The 19,033-nt window shown below is 42.9% G+C and carries 18 protein-coding genes; 8 read left to right on the forward strand and 10 right to left on the reverse strand.

What is annotated here, in order from left to right; translation table 11 throughout:
• Window positions 1-77 precede the first annotated feature (77 nt).
• Window positions 78-1,355, forward strand: coding sequence for an adenylate/guanylate cyclase domain-containing protein (locus tag LEP1GSC058_RS03530; RefSeq protein ID WP_016548176.1), 1,278 nt, complete (start codon window positions 78-80; stop codon window positions 1,353-1,355).
• A gap of 3 nt (window positions 1,356-1,358) precedes the next feature.
• Window positions 1,359-1,772 carry a DUF5360 family protein gene (locus LEP1GSC058_RS03535; RefSeq protein ID WP_016548202.1) on the forward strand — a complete coding sequence of 138 codons (414 nt, stop codon included), beginning with the start codon at window positions 1,359-1,361 and terminating at the stop codon, window positions 1,770-1,772.
• Between the two features lie 205 nt (window positions 1,773-1,977).
• Here LEP1GSC058_RS03535 and LEP1GSC058_RS03545 read toward each other — a convergent pair whose 3' ends face one another.
• On the reverse strand, window positions 1,978-3,480 hold the full coding sequence (locus LEP1GSC058_RS03545) for a transposase (protein WP_016548074.1): 1,503 nt from the start codon (window positions 3,478-3,480) through the stop codon (window positions 1,978-1,980).
• 291 nt (window positions 3,481-3,771) lie between these two features.
• Window positions 3,772-4,107 carry a DUF962 domain-containing protein gene (locus tag LEP1GSC058_RS03550; RefSeq protein WP_016547801.1) on the reverse strand — a complete coding sequence of 112 codons (336 nt, stop codon included), beginning with the start codon at window positions 4,105-4,107 and terminating at the stop codon, window positions 3,772-3,774.
• 105 nt (window positions 4,108-4,212) lie between these two features.
• Here LEP1GSC058_RS03550 and LEP1GSC058_RS20260 point away from each other — a divergent pair, with 105 nt between their 5' ends.
• The 3 genes from LEP1GSC058_RS20260 to groL all read left to right on the forward strand — a co-directional run bounded on the left by LEP1GSC058_RS20260 (window position 4,213) and on the right by groL (window position 6,859).
• Window positions 4,213-4,371 carry a hypothetical protein gene (locus LEP1GSC058_RS20260; protein ID WP_198014374.1) on the forward strand — a complete coding sequence of 53 codons (159 nt, stop codon included), beginning with the start codon at window positions 4,213-4,215 and terminating at the stop codon, window positions 4,369-4,371.
• A 539-nt stretch (window positions 4,372-4,910) separates the two neighbouring features.
• Complete coding sequence (gene groES / locus LEP1GSC058_RS03560) at window positions 4,911-5,198, forward strand: co-chaperone GroES (RefSeq protein ID WP_010418648.1); 288 nt, start codon at window positions 4,911-4,913, stop codon at window positions 5,196-5,198.
• 20 nt (window positions 5,199-5,218) lie between these two features.
• Entirely contained in the window at window positions 5,219-6,859 is a 1,641-nt protein-coding gene (gene groL, locus LEP1GSC058_RS03565) for a chaperonin GroEL (protein ID WP_016548075.1), read from the forward strand.
• A 72-nt stretch (window positions 6,860-6,931) separates the two neighbouring features.
• Here groL and LEP1GSC058_RS03570 read toward each other — a convergent pair whose 3' ends face one another.
• The 6 genes from LEP1GSC058_RS03570 to lipB all read right to left on the reverse strand — a co-directional run bounded on the left by LEP1GSC058_RS03570 (window position 6,932) and on the right by lipB (window position 16,335).
• Window positions 6,932-11,899: an LA_1737 family protein gene (locus LEP1GSC058_RS03570; RefSeq protein ID WP_016548136.1), complete on the reverse strand. Its 4,968-nt coding sequence runs from the start codon at window positions 11,897-11,899 to the stop codon at window positions 6,932-6,934.
• Window positions 11,900-11,904: 5 nt separating this feature from the next.
• Window positions 11,905-12,129, reverse strand: coding sequence for a DUF167 domain-containing protein (locus tag LEP1GSC058_RS03575; protein WP_016548088.1), 225 nt, complete (start codon window positions 12,127-12,129; stop codon window positions 11,905-11,907).
• Window positions 12,130-12,153: 24 nt separating this feature from the next.
• Window positions 12,154-13,743, reverse strand: a complete 1,590-nt coding sequence (murJ, locus tag LEP1GSC058_RS03580; protein WP_016547886.1) for a murein biosynthesis integral membrane protein MurJ — start codon at window positions 13,741-13,743, stop codon at window positions 12,154-12,156.
• The gene (locus LEP1GSC058_RS03585; RefSeq protein WP_016548197.1) at window positions 13,721-14,542 is read right to left on the reverse strand and encodes an STAS domain-containing protein; all 822 of its coding nucleotides are present in this window, start codon (window positions 14,540-14,542) and stop codon (window positions 13,721-13,723) included. The genes murJ and LEP1GSC058_RS03585 overlap by 23 nt, the downstream gene beginning before the upstream one ends.
• 6 nt (window positions 14,543-14,548) lie before the next feature.
• A complete protein-coding gene (locus tag LEP1GSC058_RS03590) occupies window positions 14,549-15,574 on the reverse strand; it encodes an LIC_12071 family protein (protein WP_016547978.1) in 1,026 nt (341 codons plus the stop codon).
• 107 nt (window positions 15,575-15,681) lie between these two features.
• Window positions 15,682-16,335 carry a lipoyl(octanoyl) transferase LipB gene (lipB, locus tag LEP1GSC058_RS03595; RefSeq protein WP_016547827.1) on the reverse strand — a complete coding sequence of 218 codons (654 nt, stop codon included), beginning with the start codon at window positions 16,333-16,335 and terminating at the stop codon, window positions 15,682-15,684.
• A gap of 12 nt (window positions 16,336-16,347) precedes the next feature.
• Here lipB and LEP1GSC058_RS03600 point away from each other — a divergent pair, with 12 nt between their 5' ends.
• From LEP1GSC058_RS03600 to LEP1GSC058_RS03610, 3 genes are all read left to right on the forward strand, one after another.
• Window positions 16,348-16,881, forward strand: a complete 534-nt coding sequence (locus LEP1GSC058_RS03600; protein WP_016548182.1) for a type II toxin-antitoxin system antitoxin SocA domain-containing protein — start codon at window positions 16,348-16,350, stop codon at window positions 16,879-16,881.
• Between the two features lie 14 nt (window positions 16,882-16,895).
• A complete protein-coding gene (gene panD / locus LEP1GSC058_RS03605; protein ID WP_010569412.1) occupies window positions 16,896-17,252 on the forward strand; it encodes an aspartate 1-decarboxylase in 357 nt (118 codons plus the stop codon).
• Window positions 17,253-17,440: 188 nt separating this feature from the next.
• The gene (locus LEP1GSC058_RS03610; RefSeq protein ID WP_016548030.1) at window positions 17,441-18,292 is read left to right on the forward strand and encodes a hypothetical protein; all 852 of its coding nucleotides are present in this window, start codon (window positions 17,441-17,443) and stop codon (window positions 18,290-18,292) included.
• A 101-nt stretch (window positions 18,293-18,393) separates the two neighbouring features.
• On the opposite strand, the gene LEP1GSC058_RS03615 is transcribed toward LEP1GSC058_RS03610, so the two are convergent.
• Complete coding sequence (locus tag LEP1GSC058_RS03615; RefSeq protein ID WP_010569410.1) at window positions 18,394-18,639, reverse strand: hypothetical protein; 246 nt, start codon at window positions 18,637-18,639, stop codon at window positions 18,394-18,396.
• Between the two features lie 94 nt (window positions 18,640-18,733).
• Window positions 18,734-19,027: a hypothetical protein gene (locus LEP1GSC058_RS03620; protein ID WP_016547878.1), complete on the reverse strand. Its 294-nt coding sequence runs from the start codon at window positions 19,025-19,027 to the stop codon at window positions 18,734-18,736.
• Between the last annotated feature and the right edge of the window lie 6 nt (window positions 19,028-19,033).

Consider the following 19,033-nt stretch of genomic DNA (forward strand, 5'->3'; position numbering starts at 1 on the left):
ATGCTCCGATCATGCCGTATCCAGATTATCTACCTAAATTCCTTTGTAAAATCCTTGAAACGACTGACCGAAGTAAGATGGACGATTCCTCGAGAAAGGTGGTCGAAAATGAGGAAAAAATCGGGGCGTACGTATCCAACGGGTTTAGATATATTTTACTCGTATTCTTTGCATTTCAACTCTTGGCGAATTTGCACACGGGTAACTCTTGGATTAACGGTATCGGTATCAGTCTATTTGCCGTCATAACCGTCGGGCATAGTGTCATCATTCGAACCTGCCCTCGTTGGGCGATTTCCGTTTACTCATACATTGCCCTTGTGTCAGATTTTGCGATTATATCCGGCGTATTGATTTCATACACATTCTTGACGAGTCCGGAGAATTTAGGTTTCGCTTTAAAGAATCCGATTCAAAGTTTCTTCTTTTTTCCCTTGGCGTTTTCTCTCGTACAATTTCGTTTACGCTTGGTTCTCCTAAGCGTTATACTCTATTATACGTTCTATTTCGGCCTTTTCGCTTATGCGGAGTACGCCGGTAAAATCACTTACGCAACCGACTGGAAAGATTATGTAATGGGACCGAATTTCCTACTGGCAGATGCTTTCGCCGGTCGTCCATTAGTGTATCTAATCCTAGCGTTTTTCTTTTGTTTTGGGATATTAAGAACGCTGATTATGATTCGAAGGATTGGAGAGGCGGAAGCTCAGAGAAGTTTGCTTTCCCGCTATTTTTCGCCAGGAATGGTTACGGAGATGATGGCTAATCCTGCAGTACTCACAGGTAGGAGACAAACCGCTACTATTTTATTTACCGATATCCGAAACTTCACGGCTCTTTCGGAAAATATGGATCCCGTAGAGCTTGGTAAATTTCTTTCATCTATCCGCGAGACATTAACGGAATGCGTTTTTGAATTCGGAGGTACCTTAGACAAATACATAGGAGATGCAGTGATGGCGACGTTCGGAACCCCATATCCTTCCGATGATCCGGCTGCGGATGCAATCAAGGCTCTTAGTTGCGGGAAACGAATGTTAGAACGTTTGGGCGATTTTAATGTTAAACGAATGGCAAACGGGCATCCGCCGGTCAGCATTGGTATCGGAATTCATACGGGTGAAGTATTTTCGGGAAATATAGAAACAAGCCAAAGAGCCGAATTTACGGTTATCGGAGACGCCGTGAATACCGCCTCACGAATCGAATCGTTAACCAAGAATTTTGGGAAAGAATTCTTGGTGTCGGAGGAAACTTGGAGACTCGCAGGAGCGAATTTTAACGGGGAAACGCTTCCTCCAGTTCAAGTGAAGGGAAAAGAAAAAATGGTCACCGTCATCGCCGTAGGAATATGATGGATGTCGTCCCCCGACGAAATTCAGTTCCGGAAACCTAAAGGGCTTAACGAGTTCTTCCTCGTTACGGATATAGGATTTATTTTATATTGGGGAATCACCTCTATAAAAATCATCCCTGACGAATTTTTATTTAAAGATTATAACGATCCGATTTTAAACGCATGGAATTGGTCCTTCCTACCCTTGGATCTTTTCATCTCGTTTACAGGATTAGGAAGTTTATACTTATTTAATAAACGAATTTCAGCTTGGAAAAATCTTGCGATCCTATCCTTAGGGTTCACGATCGCGTCCGGGGTCCAGGCCATTTCGTTTTGGGTTATCCGTGGAGATGTTTCGCTTCTGTGGTGGGCGCCCAATTTATATTTAATTCTTTATCCATTGCTCTACGTTCGATTCCTCTTAAAAAATTGAATTTCGGCCAGGACTCTTTTGGAACCGGAATTCCAAAAGTAATTTTTGCGTTTCCATGACTTACTTTTCAGGTGGTTCGATATTGAAAATCCCCACCCGTCTTGGGCGGGGGGCCTGTTGAAAAAGAGGCCTGGTTTGTCTGAAAATTCTTCTTCCTCTTTAAAGCGAATGGCAAAAAGAAGAAGGGACTGCCGTAGCAGATCGTTTAAATATACCGAAATCCGCAAATTTTTCCTATGTTGTGAGCGGAGCATCTTTCGGACCATTCAAGAGAAACTTTTTCCAATCCTTTTGTCATGAATCTATTTCCTGCACGAGATCCTTTCATTGCACCAAAGACGCCTTCAATCGAAGAAAACCGTTTGGCATAAATCTTTCTCGATTTCGGGTTTTGTAACTTTTTGCGCATTTCCATCGTGTAGAAATTATTCAGCTCGCTCGGATGGTAGTTTTTACTTGGACTTAAATGAATGTAGTTTCTTCTCAAGTTATTAGAATTCACCAAAATGGGTTTAGATCGACCTTTTGTGCAGAAATGTTTCAACTTACAGCCGTTGCAACCCGTCGATCTGTAATCCGAATAACTGTATTGTCCATGAAGATACTTTTCGGATCGGAATTTAAGTGTTCTGCCCGATGGACAGACGAAGTTGTTGGCTTTCTTTTCATAGATAAATTTGATGAACGGAGGCCTTCGTTTGGAGAAATCGGTAACTTTTGGGATCTTCCCTGCTTGGAATAACCTTGTTACTTTTTGATCGGGACAATAAAGATCGAAGTCTTTTAATCTCTGGAAATTACTTTCGCTTGCATAACCGGCATCTAAGACATATTGAATTCTATTTAAATCTTGTTTTTCCAATCTTAAGAATTCGTAGCAAGATTCGACTTTTCGAATCATTTTCTCCGCAAACTTAGTATCGGATTGTTCCGTTTCCACACTGTGAGAAATGATCATGTTGGATTTGCAATCGACCGCCGCTTGAGCATTGTAACCTACCAGGAATACGTTTCCTTTTTTCTGTAGATCGCAATCTCTCTCATAGAGATGGACTCTACGACGGTCTTTGTGCTTTTTTAGGAATTTTACCGCGTCCTGAAGCTTTTCCGCCTTTAGTTCTAATTCTTTTCTTTTGTCTCGAATTTGAGAACGATCCATATCGGCAGACTTTTCCCATTCTTGAAATTTGACCTTACTTACCTTTTCGATTTGTTCAAGTCTAAGCTCGAATTTTTCCAGGTCCCCTATATCATCGGGATTCGCATTCGCCTTTATCTTAGTGCCATCTATGGAAACGGTTTCAAAATCTATATAACCGCTTTCGTAACCGAGAAATACCGTTTGAGAAAATAGATCTTCGATTTCAGTTCTGTGAGTCTTTCTGAACTTTGAGATAAAACTATGATCCAGCTCTTCTCCATCCAGAAGATAGATCAATTCAGCTCTGAGTTTGGATAACCTACAGAGTTCCCGCATCGAGATATTGCCGATTAAAATGGAATAAAAAAGAGCCGAAATAACTTTCTTCGGTGAAATTGCAGGTCTTCCAGTCTCATCATTCTGGTAATTCTTTTCGAAATCTTCGAAATCTAACCGATCAATGACTTTCTTAAAACCGTGAATCGGATGTTCTTCCCCGAACAATTCCTTGAAGTCTAAAACGTACATTCTAAGCTGATTCGGATCCGTATTCTTGAACTTTGCCATTCCGTAAATCTAGCAAGTTCCCTAAAATTGCATCCCTTTTTCAACAGGCTCCGGGGGCCGGTCGGTGGTACCCGCACGGAGAAAACCATATTTCACAAAATTGATCTTTTTACAATCTATTTATTCCTGAAAGTTTGTGCGGGAGTTCCCACAAATTCAACTAACGGAAGATAGGTAAACAAGCAAGGAATGCGGCTGACTTAAAAGAAACAAAGGCGCCGCCAAGAAGAATAGGCGGCGCTGGGAGTGAAAGGCTTCGCAGATTCCGAAAGATGGAACTTTCGAAGGTACCTACTTCACTCCGGCCTTTTGTAATTCCTTCCCCAATTGGCCGGTAATGGTGTAGAAGAACATACGCCAATCACTTAAAAAGGATTTTACGGGATACGTAAATGTAGCCGGACGATTCTTCTCAATAAAGAAATGTCCGATCCACGCAAATAAATAACCGCTAAATAACGCTCCGAATAAATACCAAGGATTTAAAAACACTACCGCGGATATTATCCAGCCTAGAGCGATCGAGGTACCGATAAAGTGCAAAATGCGATTCAATTTATTGGAATGCTCTCTCAAATAGAACGGCCAAAATTCTCCGAGCGTCGTATAGTTAGTTTCTTGAGACATGAAATACTCCAGTTCGTATAATACTCTTGTTTAGATCTTTTCGCAACCTTAAATCGATCTCGAATTTACAATATATATCATACGTTATAGAAAGGTAATTGGAAAATGATCGAATCTAAAGAATCAGCGTATTCTATGTGCGACTCTAAATTAAGCTACTTCCGAGCAGAATCCGAGGATATGCCAAGACTGTCCCGTTCGGATCCTCAGCTCACTCAAAGGCTCGGAAGTTTCCTGATTCTTTCGATAGGAATTTACGATTGAAACAGAATGACGAAGCGATTGTTCTTAACGTATTCTAAAAAGTTCAAAGTTGGGATTCTAATAGATTTACGGTTATCCAGGAATTTCTTTGCAAGATAGACCTATCCGATTCCTGATTCCAGACAGGACGAATCGTAAATGGCTCCAATTAAGTTTTTCCACTTCCGATCGATCGATTTTTGATTTGCATCTTTTTCGATAATTCGATTTTTCCGAAAGATAAGGCTTGTTTCCTCATTTCTTTAGCGGATTTCTATTTAAAAAAGAACGACTCAAAAGTCAAAATAAGACATAAAAACCAAATATTCGGACGACTGGTTCGTTCAATTTCGCCGGAAAATCCTGATTTTAGTCAATGAGAGAAAGCCGTTAGGATTAGGAATTTAGGCCTTTACGGTCTTTTTAAGACCAAAATTAGCACTCTCTATCCGAAAGTGCTTGACGCTTTCCGGCATCCTAGTTTTTCCTAAAAGGAAGGCCAAGCACTCTATTAATCAAAGTGCTAAGGAATTATTTTAAATCTCAAAGGAGAAAAGTCTATGGCGATTAAACCACTAGGCGACCGCGTGTTAGTCGAACCGAAACAAGAAGCCGAAGAAAAAATCGGTAGCATCTTCGTTCCCGACACTGCGAAAGAAAAGCCCCAAGAAGGAAAAGTAATCGAGGTTGGAAGCGGTCGTTACGAAGACGGCAAGCTCGTACCTCTTGAAGTTAAATCCGGAGACGTAGTTCTTTATGGAAAGTACTCCGGAACCGAGATTAAATCCGAAGGCAAAGAATACCTTATCATTCGTGAAAGCGATATTCTTGCAGTCGTGAAGAAGTAAATCCTTAGGAGGAAATTAAAATGGCTAAAGTTATCGAATACGACGAAACAGCGAGACGCAAACTCCTAGAAGGAGTCAATAAATTAGCGAATGCAGTGAAAGTGACCCTCGGACCGAAAGGCCGCAACGTAGTCATCGACAAAAAATTCGGCTCACCAACCATCACGAAAGACGGTGTTACCGTTGCGAAAGAAATCGAATTGGAAGATTCGATCGAGAACATGGGCGCCCAAATGGTTAAGGAAGTTTCTACCAAAACCAACGATGTCGCCGGAGACGGAACTACGACTGCTACGATTCTCGCACAATCCATCATCAACGAAGGATTGAAGAACGTAACCGCAGGCGCAAACCCGATGGCTCTCAAGCACGGAATCGATAAAGCAGTTGCTGCTGCCGTCGAAAGCATCAAAAAGCGTTCCGTAAAAATCGAAAATAAGAAAGATATCGCTAACGTTGCTACCATTTCCGCAAACAACGATAAGGAAATCGGAAATCTAATCGCAGATGCAATGGACAAAGTCGGCAAAGACGGAGTCATCACCGTAGAGGAAGCAAAATCCATCGAAACGACTCTAGACGTAGTCGAAGGTATGCAATTCGATCGCGGATATATTTCTCCGTACATGGTGACCGATCCCGAGGCGATGATTGCGACTCTGAACGATCCTTATATCCTTATTTACGATAAAAAGATCGCGTCAATGAGAGACCTTCTTCCGGTTCTGGAAAAAGTAGCTCAAGCAGGACGTCCTCTTGTAATCATTTCGGAAGAAGTCGAAGGAGAAGCTCTTGCTACGATCGTGGTGAATACTCTCCGTAAAACGATTTCCTGCGTTGCAGTGAAAGCGCCTGGATTCGGTGATCGCCGTAAATCAATGCTGGAAGATATCGCCATCCTGACCGGCGGACAAGTGATTTCCGAAGACCTCGGAATGAAATTGGAAAACGCTACCGTTCAGCAACTTGGACGCGCTAAAAAAGTCATCGTCGATAAGGAAAATACCACTATTATCGAAGGCCAGGGCGCTTCTAAAGACATTCAAGGTCGCGTAGGACAAATCAAAAAACAAATCGAAGACACTACTTCCGAGTATGATCGCGAAAAACTTCAAGAGCGTCTCGCAAAACTCGCCGGAGGGGTTGCGGTCATTCACGTAGGTGCCGCTACCGAAGTAGAAATGAAAGAGAAGAAACATCGCGTCGAGGACGCTCTTTCCGCTACTCGTGCAGCAGTGGAAGAAGGTATCGTTCCAGGCGGCGGTTTGACTCTTCTGAAAGCTCAAGAAGCGGTAGCCTTACTCAAACTTGAAGGTGACGAAGCGACCGGCGCAAAAATCATCTTCCGTGCTTTGGAAGAGCCGATCAGAATGATCACTTCTAACGCAGGTTTGGAAGGATCGGTCATCGTTGAACAAGCTAAGACTAAAAAAGGAAATGAAGGCTTCAACGCTCTAACTATGGTTTGGGAAGATTTACTCCAAGCCGGAGTCGTTGATCCCGCGAAAGTAGTTCGTTTTGCCCTGCAAAATGCTGCATCTATCGGTTCTATGATCCTAACTACCGAAGTTACGATCACCGACAAACCGGAGAAAGACGGCGGCGGCGCTCCATCAATGGGTGGAATGGGCGGTATGGGAGGAATGGGCGGCATGATGTAAGCCGACCGATTCTTTCGAAAAATCGAAAAAGCCGGGGAAGAAATTCTCCGGCTTTTCTTTTTCTAAATACTTCTAAAATCGAATCCCGAAAATTCTACTGTAATTCTTCCCCGCATTCGTCGTATTACTATATAAGATTTGTAGAATGGAATATTTACTATAATCCGTCTGTAATTCGTATTCCCAATCCCAAAGTAGCCCCCCGATCCCGGGAAATGCCAAAATTCCCATCGAACGATATCCTCTCTCCGGTCTGGCTCGATAATAATATAAGCCGGGACCTATGACCATCGTATCTTCACCGGTTGAAATCGATTCATTCCTATAATAAAGAAGACCGAATCCCGCCATATCGTATCGACCGTTTTTTCCCGAAGAAAAATATCCGAGTACTGGAGGTACATAAGTAGAAACCTCGCTTCCATCCCGATGGTAATAATATGCGGGAAGGAAATTCGCGATACTTTCGCTTTCCGAACGCTTTAGACGAAGCCAAAGGAAATTCGCATCCGAGTAATCCTGGCGGGATTCATACCCCGCGATCAATCTACCTAGAACCGCCCAACGCGTCCGATTTGCATCATATTCTCCGTGGAATAATCCTAAGAAAACGTTTACATTTCTTCTTTGAAGCGCCAATTCACGATTCACGTCCAGTATTCCCGCAAATCCCCAACGATCGCTTTCCTTATCCACGTACGAATAGGATCCTAATGCGAACCAGAAACTTGAATCAGCTTTGCGATTGCGAAGCAATAACGGAAATATTCCCCAAGAATTCGAATTGGAACCGTTGATGGAATAGATAGGCCCGAAAATAAATCGCGAACGACCCGATTCGGAATCTCTGGCGAGATCGAAAATCACCGCCAGATTGAAATGGAAGGAATTTCCGGTCGGCTTAGACTCTCGATTATAATAAAATAAAGGAAACATATAATTCTTCGTAGAATCCCTTTTTCCTTTTTCGCTAATCGATTCTTCCCCGGCGAAAGAGATTAACGGAAAAATAGAAGCACTCGTAGAATTTTCGCTCTTATTTCTATAAGTATTATAAGAAATTAATTTTAAAAAACTGAATTCTTTGGATTCGGCATCGGCATTGGCAGCAAATCGGTTATAATAGAACCCGAACCAAAAGGCGGTGGATTCCTTTTCAGATGTGGAAGTATACAATGTCGGAAAAGGTAGCAAAAAGAAATTAGCCGTGCTTTCCTCTCGTAAATCGCCTCCCTTTCCCGTAGCTGAAAAAATGCCGATCGGACTCACCGAAAAAGAATCCCACGATCCCGAAGCTTGATCGTTTCTTTCAAAATAATACGGAACTCCCCAAATCGTTCGGCTCTTTATTCCGGCAGTATTCGTTTCATTATCGGAATAAAACGGATACAATGCAAAGGAGGATTCCGACGGCGATTTTATTCTATTTCCTAGCAAAAGAATATTCAACGAGTACGAATCCGGTTTTGAATCGTATCTAAATAAAATCGGGACCATGATTTTATTATGAACGATCGTCTCCTTCTCCCTTTCAACCTCGGAAAAATAAAACGGGAATAGATCGGTCTTGGAAACTGTCGTAAATTGGGTTTTTACGGTGGAGGAGGAAAAAAATCCCAATACGTTCGTATACGTGGCCCCGGGATCAGAAGCCGAATAATAGCCTAGGAAGAAAAATCGACTCGAATCTCCATTCCTTTTATAATAAAGACCGAGCGGAATTACAAAATCGGTCTTCGTCATCCTTTCACTCGGTTCACCGGGCGACTTCGAGCGATTATAATAATAAAAAGGAAAGAGAAAACTAGTATCGGAACCGCCCGAAATATCACTCGATGAGCTATAGTAAGACAATAAGGTTATAACCTTAGAAGAATAATTTCCGCCTGCACCCCCCTCGATCGAATCGTATTTTCGGTAAAAGAAGGGAGCAAAAAGCTGATAGCCTTCTCTCACTTGATTTCCCGAAGATAACGAAGTCTTCGTTTCTCCGGTGTGAATAAGGGGTAACAGAATCGAATGAAAGCCGTAAGTTTCGACCTCCGGATTCCTTTCTTTTTTACTATAGTATAATATACTTATGGTCCTTTGCAGATTCGGGGACGAATCGTGAACGACCAGAGGAAACGCGCGAAAGCCCCACGTATCGGGCGAATGGTAGGCTCTAAAGAAGGGCCAGAGCACCGAATAATCTCTTGTATCCCCTTTCCTTCCTCTCTGAAACCCGAAAATCATCCAGGCTTCTTGAAAATCGGCGGCATCATCCTGTCTCGCGTAAAAGGGAAAATAAACGTTATACTCCTGATCCCCGATTTTACTTTTGAAGATAGGAGGCAAAAGCCAAATCGTAACCTTGTCTTTAGTCTCCTCCGACCAAGAATACCAGGCAAGAGGCAAAAGCCGAAAATGCCTTCGATCATCTCCCCTCTCATAGCTTACTATTCCGAATAAGGTACTGAATCCGAAAAACGATTTAGACGTGTCTCGGGAAAGGGTTTTATATTTTCTAAGTCCGTCTTCCTTCGATTCCGGATTCTGGGCCGAAGTTTGGACGACCGGAATTTGTTGCCGGTTTTGCAAGTTCGAATCCGTATTATTAGTTTCAGGAACCGAGACTTCCTGTTTTCTCTTCCACCACAAAATCGAATCCTTAGAGATTGATTCTCTATAAGACACTCTTACTAAATTGTAGAACCAAGCGAAGTCGGTATCCAAATACAATTCCTTGTCGGTCGTTCCGATCGAGGCGGACGCGGATCCATGCAACGTATTTAAGGACTTTGAGGAAGAAAATCCGGCTATATTCAAATCCAGGGATTTATCCGCTTCTTCGTATTTTAAATAGAATGGAAGAAAGATGGAGGCTTTACTTCGAGGAGTGTCCCAAGAATAATAAATCGGCAAGAGAAACCGGGAACTTTCTTTAGTAACACGATCATCCTTTGAAAAATAGAGTAAAGTCCAGGTTCGGTCCAACTCCGGTGATCGCTTAACATAATGAAAAATACCGAAAGAAGAGTAGTCGTTCTCTTCGTATCCGAATCGGAAAAAGAAAGGAATGAAGACCCGAAAGACGTTCTTATTATGATAATAGAGAGGAAAAGCATATCCATAGCGTTGATTCCCAGCGCCGTCAAAACCTCTGCCGCCTAAACCGAGAAAATTCCAATAGGAACCCGAATCGGAATTCCCGGAAAAGAAAATCGGGTAGATCCTCAAGCTTGATTCCGTTTGACTATCTCTAATTTCCAAAGGACCGAATAGAGAATATGAGCCCTTCGAATCTCTATTTCGAAAGAAGAGCGGAAAAAGATAGGAATAGGAGGCGTCTCCTTCCTTCCAATTTCCGAAAAGCCCGGCAAAATTCCAATAGGAACCTATTTGGGATTTGCCCGAATAAAAAAACGGATAGATTCTAAAGGAGAATTCGAGACCGTTTCTTTCCAACTCGACGGGGCCGTACAAATCGTAAGAACCCGCCGCCGACTCCGAGGCTAGAAAGAAGGGAAACAAATAAGAATATTTGTCGTTCCCAGCTTTTCCTCTTCCTGCCAATCCTAGAAAATTCCAGTACGAACCGGCGGGAGACGTTCCCGAAAAATATATCGGATAAATTCTAAACGTCGAATTCGGTCCAGCACTAGACGTTTCGACAGGTCCGTATAGATCGTACGAACTTTGTGCCGATTTCGTCTTAAGAAAAAAAGGAAAAGCATAGGCATACCGATCAGGGCCATCTTCTCCTTTTCCGAACAACCCGGCAACATTCCAGTATGAGGTTCCCGGAGAATTGCCCGAATAGTAAAACGGATAAATTCTAAAAGACGAAGTCGATCCGCTTTTGGAAAATTCCACAGGACCGAATAGCGAGTACGATTCATTATTCGATTCCGTCGTAAGGAAAAAAGGAAATGCATAAGAATATTTGTCAGGCCCGTATTCCCCCCGACCCGCGATTCCTAAAAAATTCCAATAAGATCCTTGGCGAGAAGTGCCGGAGAAATAGAAAGGAAAGGCTGTGAAATAAGAATCTTTTTCGTAAAATAGAAAAGGAAAAAGATAGGCTCCATTCAATGAACCGTTTAAATCTCGATTCCATCCGCTCAGATAAAGCAAATTCGTTCGAGTTCCCGATGCTTTAGTATACTCTCGAAAGAAAATAGGAGTAAACCAATTTGATTGAAGGACTTCTCCATTCCGTTCGGATGTTACTTTAAATGATAATAATAAAGGAATTCCTGTTATTTCCTTTTTTTCGAACTGCCCCGAAAGGGAATTTTCCGACCAGGTGCGTAGGTAGAACGGGGATAAAAACATCCCCTCCGCTCCGTTTTTCTCGGAATTATAGGAAAACAGGGGCAATAAAGTTAAATGAGATTTCGACTTTCCCGAGCCCCAGTACAATAAGGGTAAGAAAGCTCCGTAGTCCGAGTCTTGGTCCTTTCCTTTATGAAAAATCAGAAAATGAGTCCAACTCGAATTCTCGGTCGTATTTCTAAAGAACAAAAGCGGGAACACGTATTGAAAGGAATTCTTCCCCCCATTCGCAAACTCTTGGTTCTCCGCGCCCGCTAAGGGAAGAAACGACGGAAATCTATAGGTTTCCTTTTTATAATTCGTATTCTGCTCATAAGAATAATAATGCAAAAGGGAAAAATTATAACTCTCCTTAATTTGGCTTTGATCCACTTTTTGGCTGAAATAGAATGGAAAGGACCAAGAACGATAAGATGTGGAATTCTTATCTTTGAGATAATAATAAAACGGATAAACCGTATATTCCTTAAATTGAGGATAGTTGGTATAGCTTACGGCAAAGAGAACATCCCAGGAAAAATGATCCTGCCAGGATTCCACTTTCATGATGATCGCGCGAACCGGATACTTTTCCTCCTTTTCACTCCCGTAGATAGGTTTCCGTTCCGAAGTTAGATCGTCAAAAAAATCCTTAGGTTGAGCTTCGAGAATTGTCGCCGAAAACAGATAGGAAGAAATAAAAACAAAACAGAATCGAAAGGTAAAATTGAAAAAAAGGTTCATAAATGTTAATCTTCAACGATTTCGATGAGTTTTTTTTTGCTCTTCTCGCCGTGAACTAATCGAACACACCTTTTAGAGACCCCGAATTCTTCGGCAATCGCTAAGAGAACTGCATCGTTCGCTTTCCCCTCGAGTGCCGGTTCCCTAACGGCAACGATCCAAGCCTGGCCCTCCCCTTTTTTGACGAAGGGCTTTTTGGAATTCGGCTTGACCCTGACTTCGATACGCATCGGAGATAAAATCCGAAACGAACTCTAACGTTTCTTTCGAAATTTACCAGCGATTAATCTGATCTCGTCTATGTCTAACAGCAGACTAGTCCCGAGAAAAATTCCGCCGGAAAAGAGAACTGCAATTAAAACGGAAATTCGGGAAGAATTTGCGTATCCGATGCCTTCCGCTTGCAGGACTGACAATAGAGAATTATGCAAGAAATATCTGTACAAAATGAGAATAGCGCTCATTAAAATTAAGGGGATCAAAAGGCTGAACGTCTTACGAATAAAACCTGCCCATGGGAATGCGACTCCGTGCTTCATAAGACTTCTGGATAAGAACAGCCAGGTGGAAATCGAAGTCACCGCGGAAGATAATGCAATCGCGGAATGTTTCAAATAGTAAATCAAAGAAAGATTCAGAATTAAATTCAACCCTAAAGACAAAGCCTGAACTTTCAACGGAGTTTTCGTATCCTGAAACGCATAAAAGGAGGAAATAAGCACCTTATTCATACTATAAAACGGAACTGCTACCGAATATAAAATGAGAGGCATCGTGGCGGTTTCCGTCGCAATATGATCCCATCTTCCTCCGTAATAAATAGAATCCAGAATCGGCCCGGCTAGAAAACCCATCCCCAATGCGGCCGGGATTGTGAGAAAGGAAGCGAATCCTAAAACCCCGAGCATTTCTCCCGGTACCTCCGAATGTCGGTCTTCCTTCAGTGCGGAAAGCAATGCGGGCAAAGTAGTTGTCGCTAAAGCAACGCCGATGATTCCTGTCGGAAGTTGAACCAATCTCTGAGAATAGTCTAAACTAACCACTGCCCCCAGACCGGGATTCGCATTTTGAACCATATTTGCGAGAAAAATATCCACCAACAAACCGAGTTGATAAAAACCGCCACCCAAAGCGGCAGGCAACATCAGTTTAAAAATCTTTTTTATAGCCGGATGCCTATAGTTCCATGATAGTATCGGGCCTTCTCCGTTTTTAGATACATACCAAACCTGAACGAATAACTGGATGACTCCGCCGAATATGATGGCAAAGCAAAGTATTCGAACCTTCGTCAAGAGATCCAACTCTAAAAAAGGAAAGACGCAAAGGAACACGACTAGATAACTTAAATTTAATATAATCGGAGAAAGAGAAGGGACAAAAAATCTATTCTTAACGTTCGAAATAGCCATAAAGATCGACGATAAGCTTGCTGTAACGATTAGAAAGAAAAGGATATAGGTTAACTCTATTACAAGAGTCGAATATTCTTTAGAACCGCCTACCAACAACGGAATGGCGATCGGGGAAATCGAAAATATCAAAAGGACAAAGGCAAATAGAATCAGCGCCAAAAAGACCAGTACCGCACCGCTCATTTTCCGAGCCGCCTCCTCTCCCTCCTTCCCGGCTTCGGAATAAAGAGGCATAAAGGACTGTGAAAGAGTTCCTTCGGCTAAAAGATTCCGGAACATATTGGGCAATCGGTAGGCTACCGAAAATGCCGAGGCAATCATGCCGGTCCCGAACGACACAGCCATAAAATGGTCTCTGAATAAACCTAGGATTCGAGAAAGTAAAGTATAGAAAGAAAGAGCGAAGCTACGGGTGGCTGCTTTGGACAAGGTTACCTGCTGAACCGGAAACTTCCGGCGGGACTACAAGCCGTTCTAAGTAGCGAACTCCGCCCAACCTGTTCACGTCAAACTCAATTCCGCAAGCAGGACATTTGTATCTTCCGGAAAGCCGAATTCGCAAACGGGAATGGCAACTTTCACAATATAAGATTTTATCGGATATGGAGCCCTTGATTTTTTCCAGAGATTGTTCCAATTTTTCTTCGGAAGCAAAATCATCCTTTCTAGAAATCGATTCTCGACTTCGACCGGGAGAATCTGCCATAGCCTCAGTCTTCCCGGTTTCAGCTATAGGAATCGTCCGAATCTCCGGGATATGTTCCGCTTCATCATTCTTTGCAAGAACGGATTCGATCGGAGCGGAATAAAATTGCAGAGGTTTTGTTTGCCTCAATGATGCGAAGGAATCCTCCGACACACTCCGCTTGGAACGTAGATCTTCGATTTTTAACGAGGATAGCCATTCTTCCGCAGCTCGTTCCGTAGGAAAAATCGGTAAGGAAGTCGCTAAGCCAAAAAGACCAAGTACCAGTTTGCATTCCTCATTCCAGCCGATGAAAGCGATATTCCCGCCGTTTTTTTGTAGATAGGACTGCAATTCGGATAAGGACGAAATGCCTTCCTCTTCTAAGTATTGAACGGAGTCACAGATCATCAAGAAAAGACGTTCACCCTCTTCCCAACGCGATTTTAAAAAACGAATCAGGTCGGGTGAAGAATGAGAATCCAGTGTCCCTTTCGGAACGATCCTCAAAATTTTCTGAAAGCGAGAAGTCTTGAGTTCCAAGAAAATCTATCCTAAATAAATCGCGTCTAGAATTTCCGGTTTATCCAAACGTTGTGCAACAATCTCCGGACTGGAAATCGGCATCGGTTTTTCCAAAATATCCGTTTTAGCGGGAACATGTCTCTGCACTTCTGCAGCCGGCATAGGCGTACTCGACAAAGATTGTTGAGAAGCGGTAGGTTGACTTCCGGCTTGCCAGCGAACAGGACCTTCCGTTTGCGCGAAATCCACTTTTTCCCAAAGTGGAGGAGACGAAACGGTTCGAGCGGCAGATGGTGCAGAAGTGTTCGCCTGTGCGAACGCGGATGATCCGGCGCTTTTGATTAAAATATGCATTAACCCGAGTATTAGGGCGCAGATTAAAGCGATCCATGCATTGTTCTGAGCTATCCAAAGAAAAAGATCCGTTTGCGTGCTGACGAATTGCCCGAAATTTCCTCGCTCATAAGTCATAAACAAGGAAGCGACTCTTTCCAATTTCTCAGGATGGTAGACGCCCATGGACAATAAAACTTCCGGTTCAAGAATTTCCGGAAAAATAGGAGCCACGGCTTTTAGCACAGGCTGATCCGAAGGAACATTTCTTTTTCCGAGTAATACTGGAGTTCCCACCTGCCATTTCCTAAGCCGGTGTGCAATCGTGAACGTGGGAGATAGAAATTTGATTTCCGGTTTTCTCTTTTTTAAGGGATCTTCTACATAGTCTTCGTTTGAGGATGCCAGAACGACTCCGGAATCATTTACGATAGAAATTTCTTTGATCCGAAATCCGTCTTTATCTTCGGAAGTTACTTTAACTAATCGCGCGAAAGTAAAGTTCAAATCCGCTAATTTATCGCCTTCCAATTTGCTTTCCGTGGATTTGGAAAGGGAACTGACTGTGTCCCTCGCACGATGGTCCGACGAAATTTTCAGCTGATTAAAGGAAGCCAAAGAGGATTCCAGAAAGGACCAGGCGGAGGCACCGATTGCAATTCCTTCGCAAACGATGAGAGCAAAAATAAAGAATAGAACGGATTTAAAAGTCTGCACCTGATAACCTCTCTTCCTAAGAATCGGTCGTAACGGCTGATTCTCTAAAGGAGAAAAAGGGGTTCACTCGCTATTCTTTATCCCCAAAATACGATTCCGACCGTGTATCACCCGCAAACGGTTTTCTCCCGGAGGATCTTCTTTTGAGTGATTCTTTGAAATTCTGAAATCCACTGCCTTCGCTTTTCCAGGCCGGCGTCCAAACCCAGTTTAGCTATGGATATCATGTTTCTCCAATCCCCACCGCAAGGATGTATGCATCGAAACGCGGAAAAATCATTAGATACATTGAGAGCAATTCCATAACTGGTGAACCAGGATTTGAATAGGACTCCGATCGAAAGAATTTTCCTTTCAGGATTTGTCGCAAGATACAACCCCGGCGAATCCGAACGCCGAATCAGATCCAAATCCCAAACTATTTTTACGGACTCTATGACGGAAGAAAGCACAGCATCTAAGAAATCGGTAATCGTCAGATCTCGCCCTTTCAGATCGATATGAAAATAAGCAACGATTTGTCCCGGTTCATGGGCGGTAAAATCCCCGCCACGCTTGATATAATGGAGAGCGATCCCGTTTTTAGATAGGAATTCCGGGTTCTGAAGAAGGTTACCGATATTATAATTGATCCCGGCGGTAATCGTGGGAGGGTGTTCTAAAAATAGAATGTTTTCCTTTCTTTTTGCCCTCGCCTTCTCCTGAAAGAGAATATATCTTTCATAGGGGACCGGGCGCCTAAGGGAAATTGCCTGTACCACGATAACATTACAATGGAAAAGCTACTCGAAGTCATCTCCTTTATCTTACAAAGATCGCCGTCCGGACGCAATCGCCAGGAGCTGGCAAAATTAATTTATTTAGCGGACGGAGTTTTTTTCCAGAAATACGCCAAAATCATCACAGGGCAGAAATACATTCACTTGGAAGATTCTCCGTACGCAATGGAATTGAATCAAGCGTTGCTTCATTTGAAAGAAAACCGTCTAATAGATGTACAACCGAAATTGACCGAAACGGGGATTTCCGGTTATTTGCTGATTTGGGTCAATCCTGCTCACGAGGAGGAAATCGATTTGAATCGCCAGGAAAAACGGATTTTGAGGAAAGTATTGGAGAATTTCAAAGGGAAGGTTTACGACGAAAATCGAGTTTACCCTAATCTTTATGAAAATTACGTCATCACTCCACTCTTCTCGGAAATCAAATTCAACAAAGAAACGATGAATACTAAAATCCATTTCTTTAAGAGAAAAACGCTTTTGAATATCTCCGGCAAAATATTTAAGGTACTTTTTAGCGAGTAGTTAAGGCGGGAAGCATGCTTATAACGGTTTGTAAAGGCAAAATACACCGCGCCACGGTTACGGACGCAGACCTCAATTACGAGGGAAGCTTAACCGTAGATATGGATTTGGTGGATGCGGCCGGAATGTTTCCCTACGAAAAGGTATCCGTTGTTAACGTTAATAACGGCGCTAGATTCGAGACATATCTCATAGAAGGCAAACGCGGTTCGGGAGAAATTTGCCTGAACGGGGCTGCGGCACGCCTAGGTATGAAAGGCGATAAAGTAATTATCATCTCTTACGGTTCTTTGGAAGAAAAAGAACTTCCAAAAGGATACCAACCTAAAGTCGTCCTTGTGGACGAAAAGAATCATATCAAAAAGATCTGACATAGACCGTTAAATCGAGTCAACATTCGCGCTGGACGAATTTTCCAATCCGGTTTATAATAGAAAAATATTTAAAGAGAAGGTCAAGCCGGTCGCGTTTTTCCTAAAAAAACCGGAAGTTCCCGCTAAGTTTCGGGGATTATTGGTCGATATTTAATTTGAAGAACCGTATTGGGATCAGTACACGCATGAAATCCGTTGCAAAATTCTCCTTCGCCTTAGTATTATTTATCTTAGGTACCGCCGCATCCGGGCAGAACGCGGAGAAGCCGACCGCAGCTAATTCCGGTTCCGGAGTGGAATTCTATCCTCTTGCCTATTACGACGATCGATTGCTCGTCAAGGAAGTTTCCTTTTTCCGAAGACATTCGGATAACGGAAAAGGAGAATTCGTGGACGTGATGGTCGAATTGGAAAACAGAGAATTCGATCCTGCGAACTTTTCCATTTATGTTCTTGCTCTAAATGAAACTTCTACAGCCAAAGTGGACGACCATCGCGAATTGGTCCCTTTTCCAAAATGGCGCACCTACGACGTGGAAGAAGACGTAAAAGTGGTAAACTTTCACAATTTAATGCCGACCCCGTTGGACAATAAAGTCGTTTGGGGAGACCAACGTTATAATGAAATCAAGAAAAAATACGAGGATAAATTGGTTCGCGGAGAAAAAGCGAAACTAGGAAATCCTTCCTTTAACGAACTCGTCCACTACTTAACCAATAATCCTCAAACGGCATTGCCGATCACCCTTTATGGCGAGGCCGGTCCGACGAAAGATAAGGTATTGATCAGCAATTTTGTGGCACAAACTCCGGAAGACCTCCAAAAGCAGCGTCACGAGTCGTTAAGCAAACATACTTATACGATCTATAATGCAAAATACAAGACTACGATCTTTTCACATCACTACACCGAATACCGTCCCGGCTATTTTACATTCAATAAAGTGGCAGTCTTGATCTTTAATCCCCAAAAGGAAAAGAACAAGCTCGTCTATCGTAAAATTATAGACATCAACGGGATAAAGCTAGTGAATTGATCGCGACCGAAGGCGATGTTGGAAATAAAAAAAGGACCGAAAGGTCCTTTTTTATTGAGTTCGCGCGAAAACTCCCGCTTCTTTCTTTTCGAGAGTCAGAATTAAAGCTTAGAGGAATCCCGAGGTTTTCGGTATCGATCGATACTCCCAGGAACAAAGCGAGTGGACCATTGGTCTCGGTTGATATGCTTTTCAACCCAGCCTTTCCCGTGATCCCAACGGCCGTCTGAAAGAAAATCAAAGAAATAGGAAGAATTCATGTACCGGTAGGAATCCATGATATCCAAAATATCGCGTTTTTCCGGTTCATCCTGGGGGGCGTCTTCGTAATAGAAGCTGCTATCCATTCATCTATACCCTACCTGTTTCCTTGGCTCTGTCCATCCTTATTTACCTAATGAGAACATAAAAAATCAACCTACCGGTCAATTTTCGGACGAATTAAAGCTCCTCCCCCGAAACTTTTGAAAGTTGGATGTCCTCGCCTGGACAATCAGGAAGAGGCCACAAAAAAGGCAAATTTCTTTGGTCTTTGTCGGGATGCGGTGTCTTTGCACGAAATTGTCGATTTCTCGGAGGTCTACTTCCCTTCACGGCTCTTAGCTTTTCCGCTTCCGCAAGAAGACCATCCAATCGATTCTCGAGAAAGTATTGAAGCTCCTCTTGGAGATCTTGGTTAGATATGCCGTCTACAAGTTTCGATCCGTCTTTTTCCTGGCCTCGATCCATTTCCATTCGACC

Source organism: Leptospira fainei serovar Hurstbridge str. BUT 6 (assembly GCF_000306235.2).
GTDB classification, from domain to species: Bacteria; Spirochaetota; Leptospiria; order Leptospirales; family Leptospiraceae; genus Leptospira_B; species Leptospira_B fainei.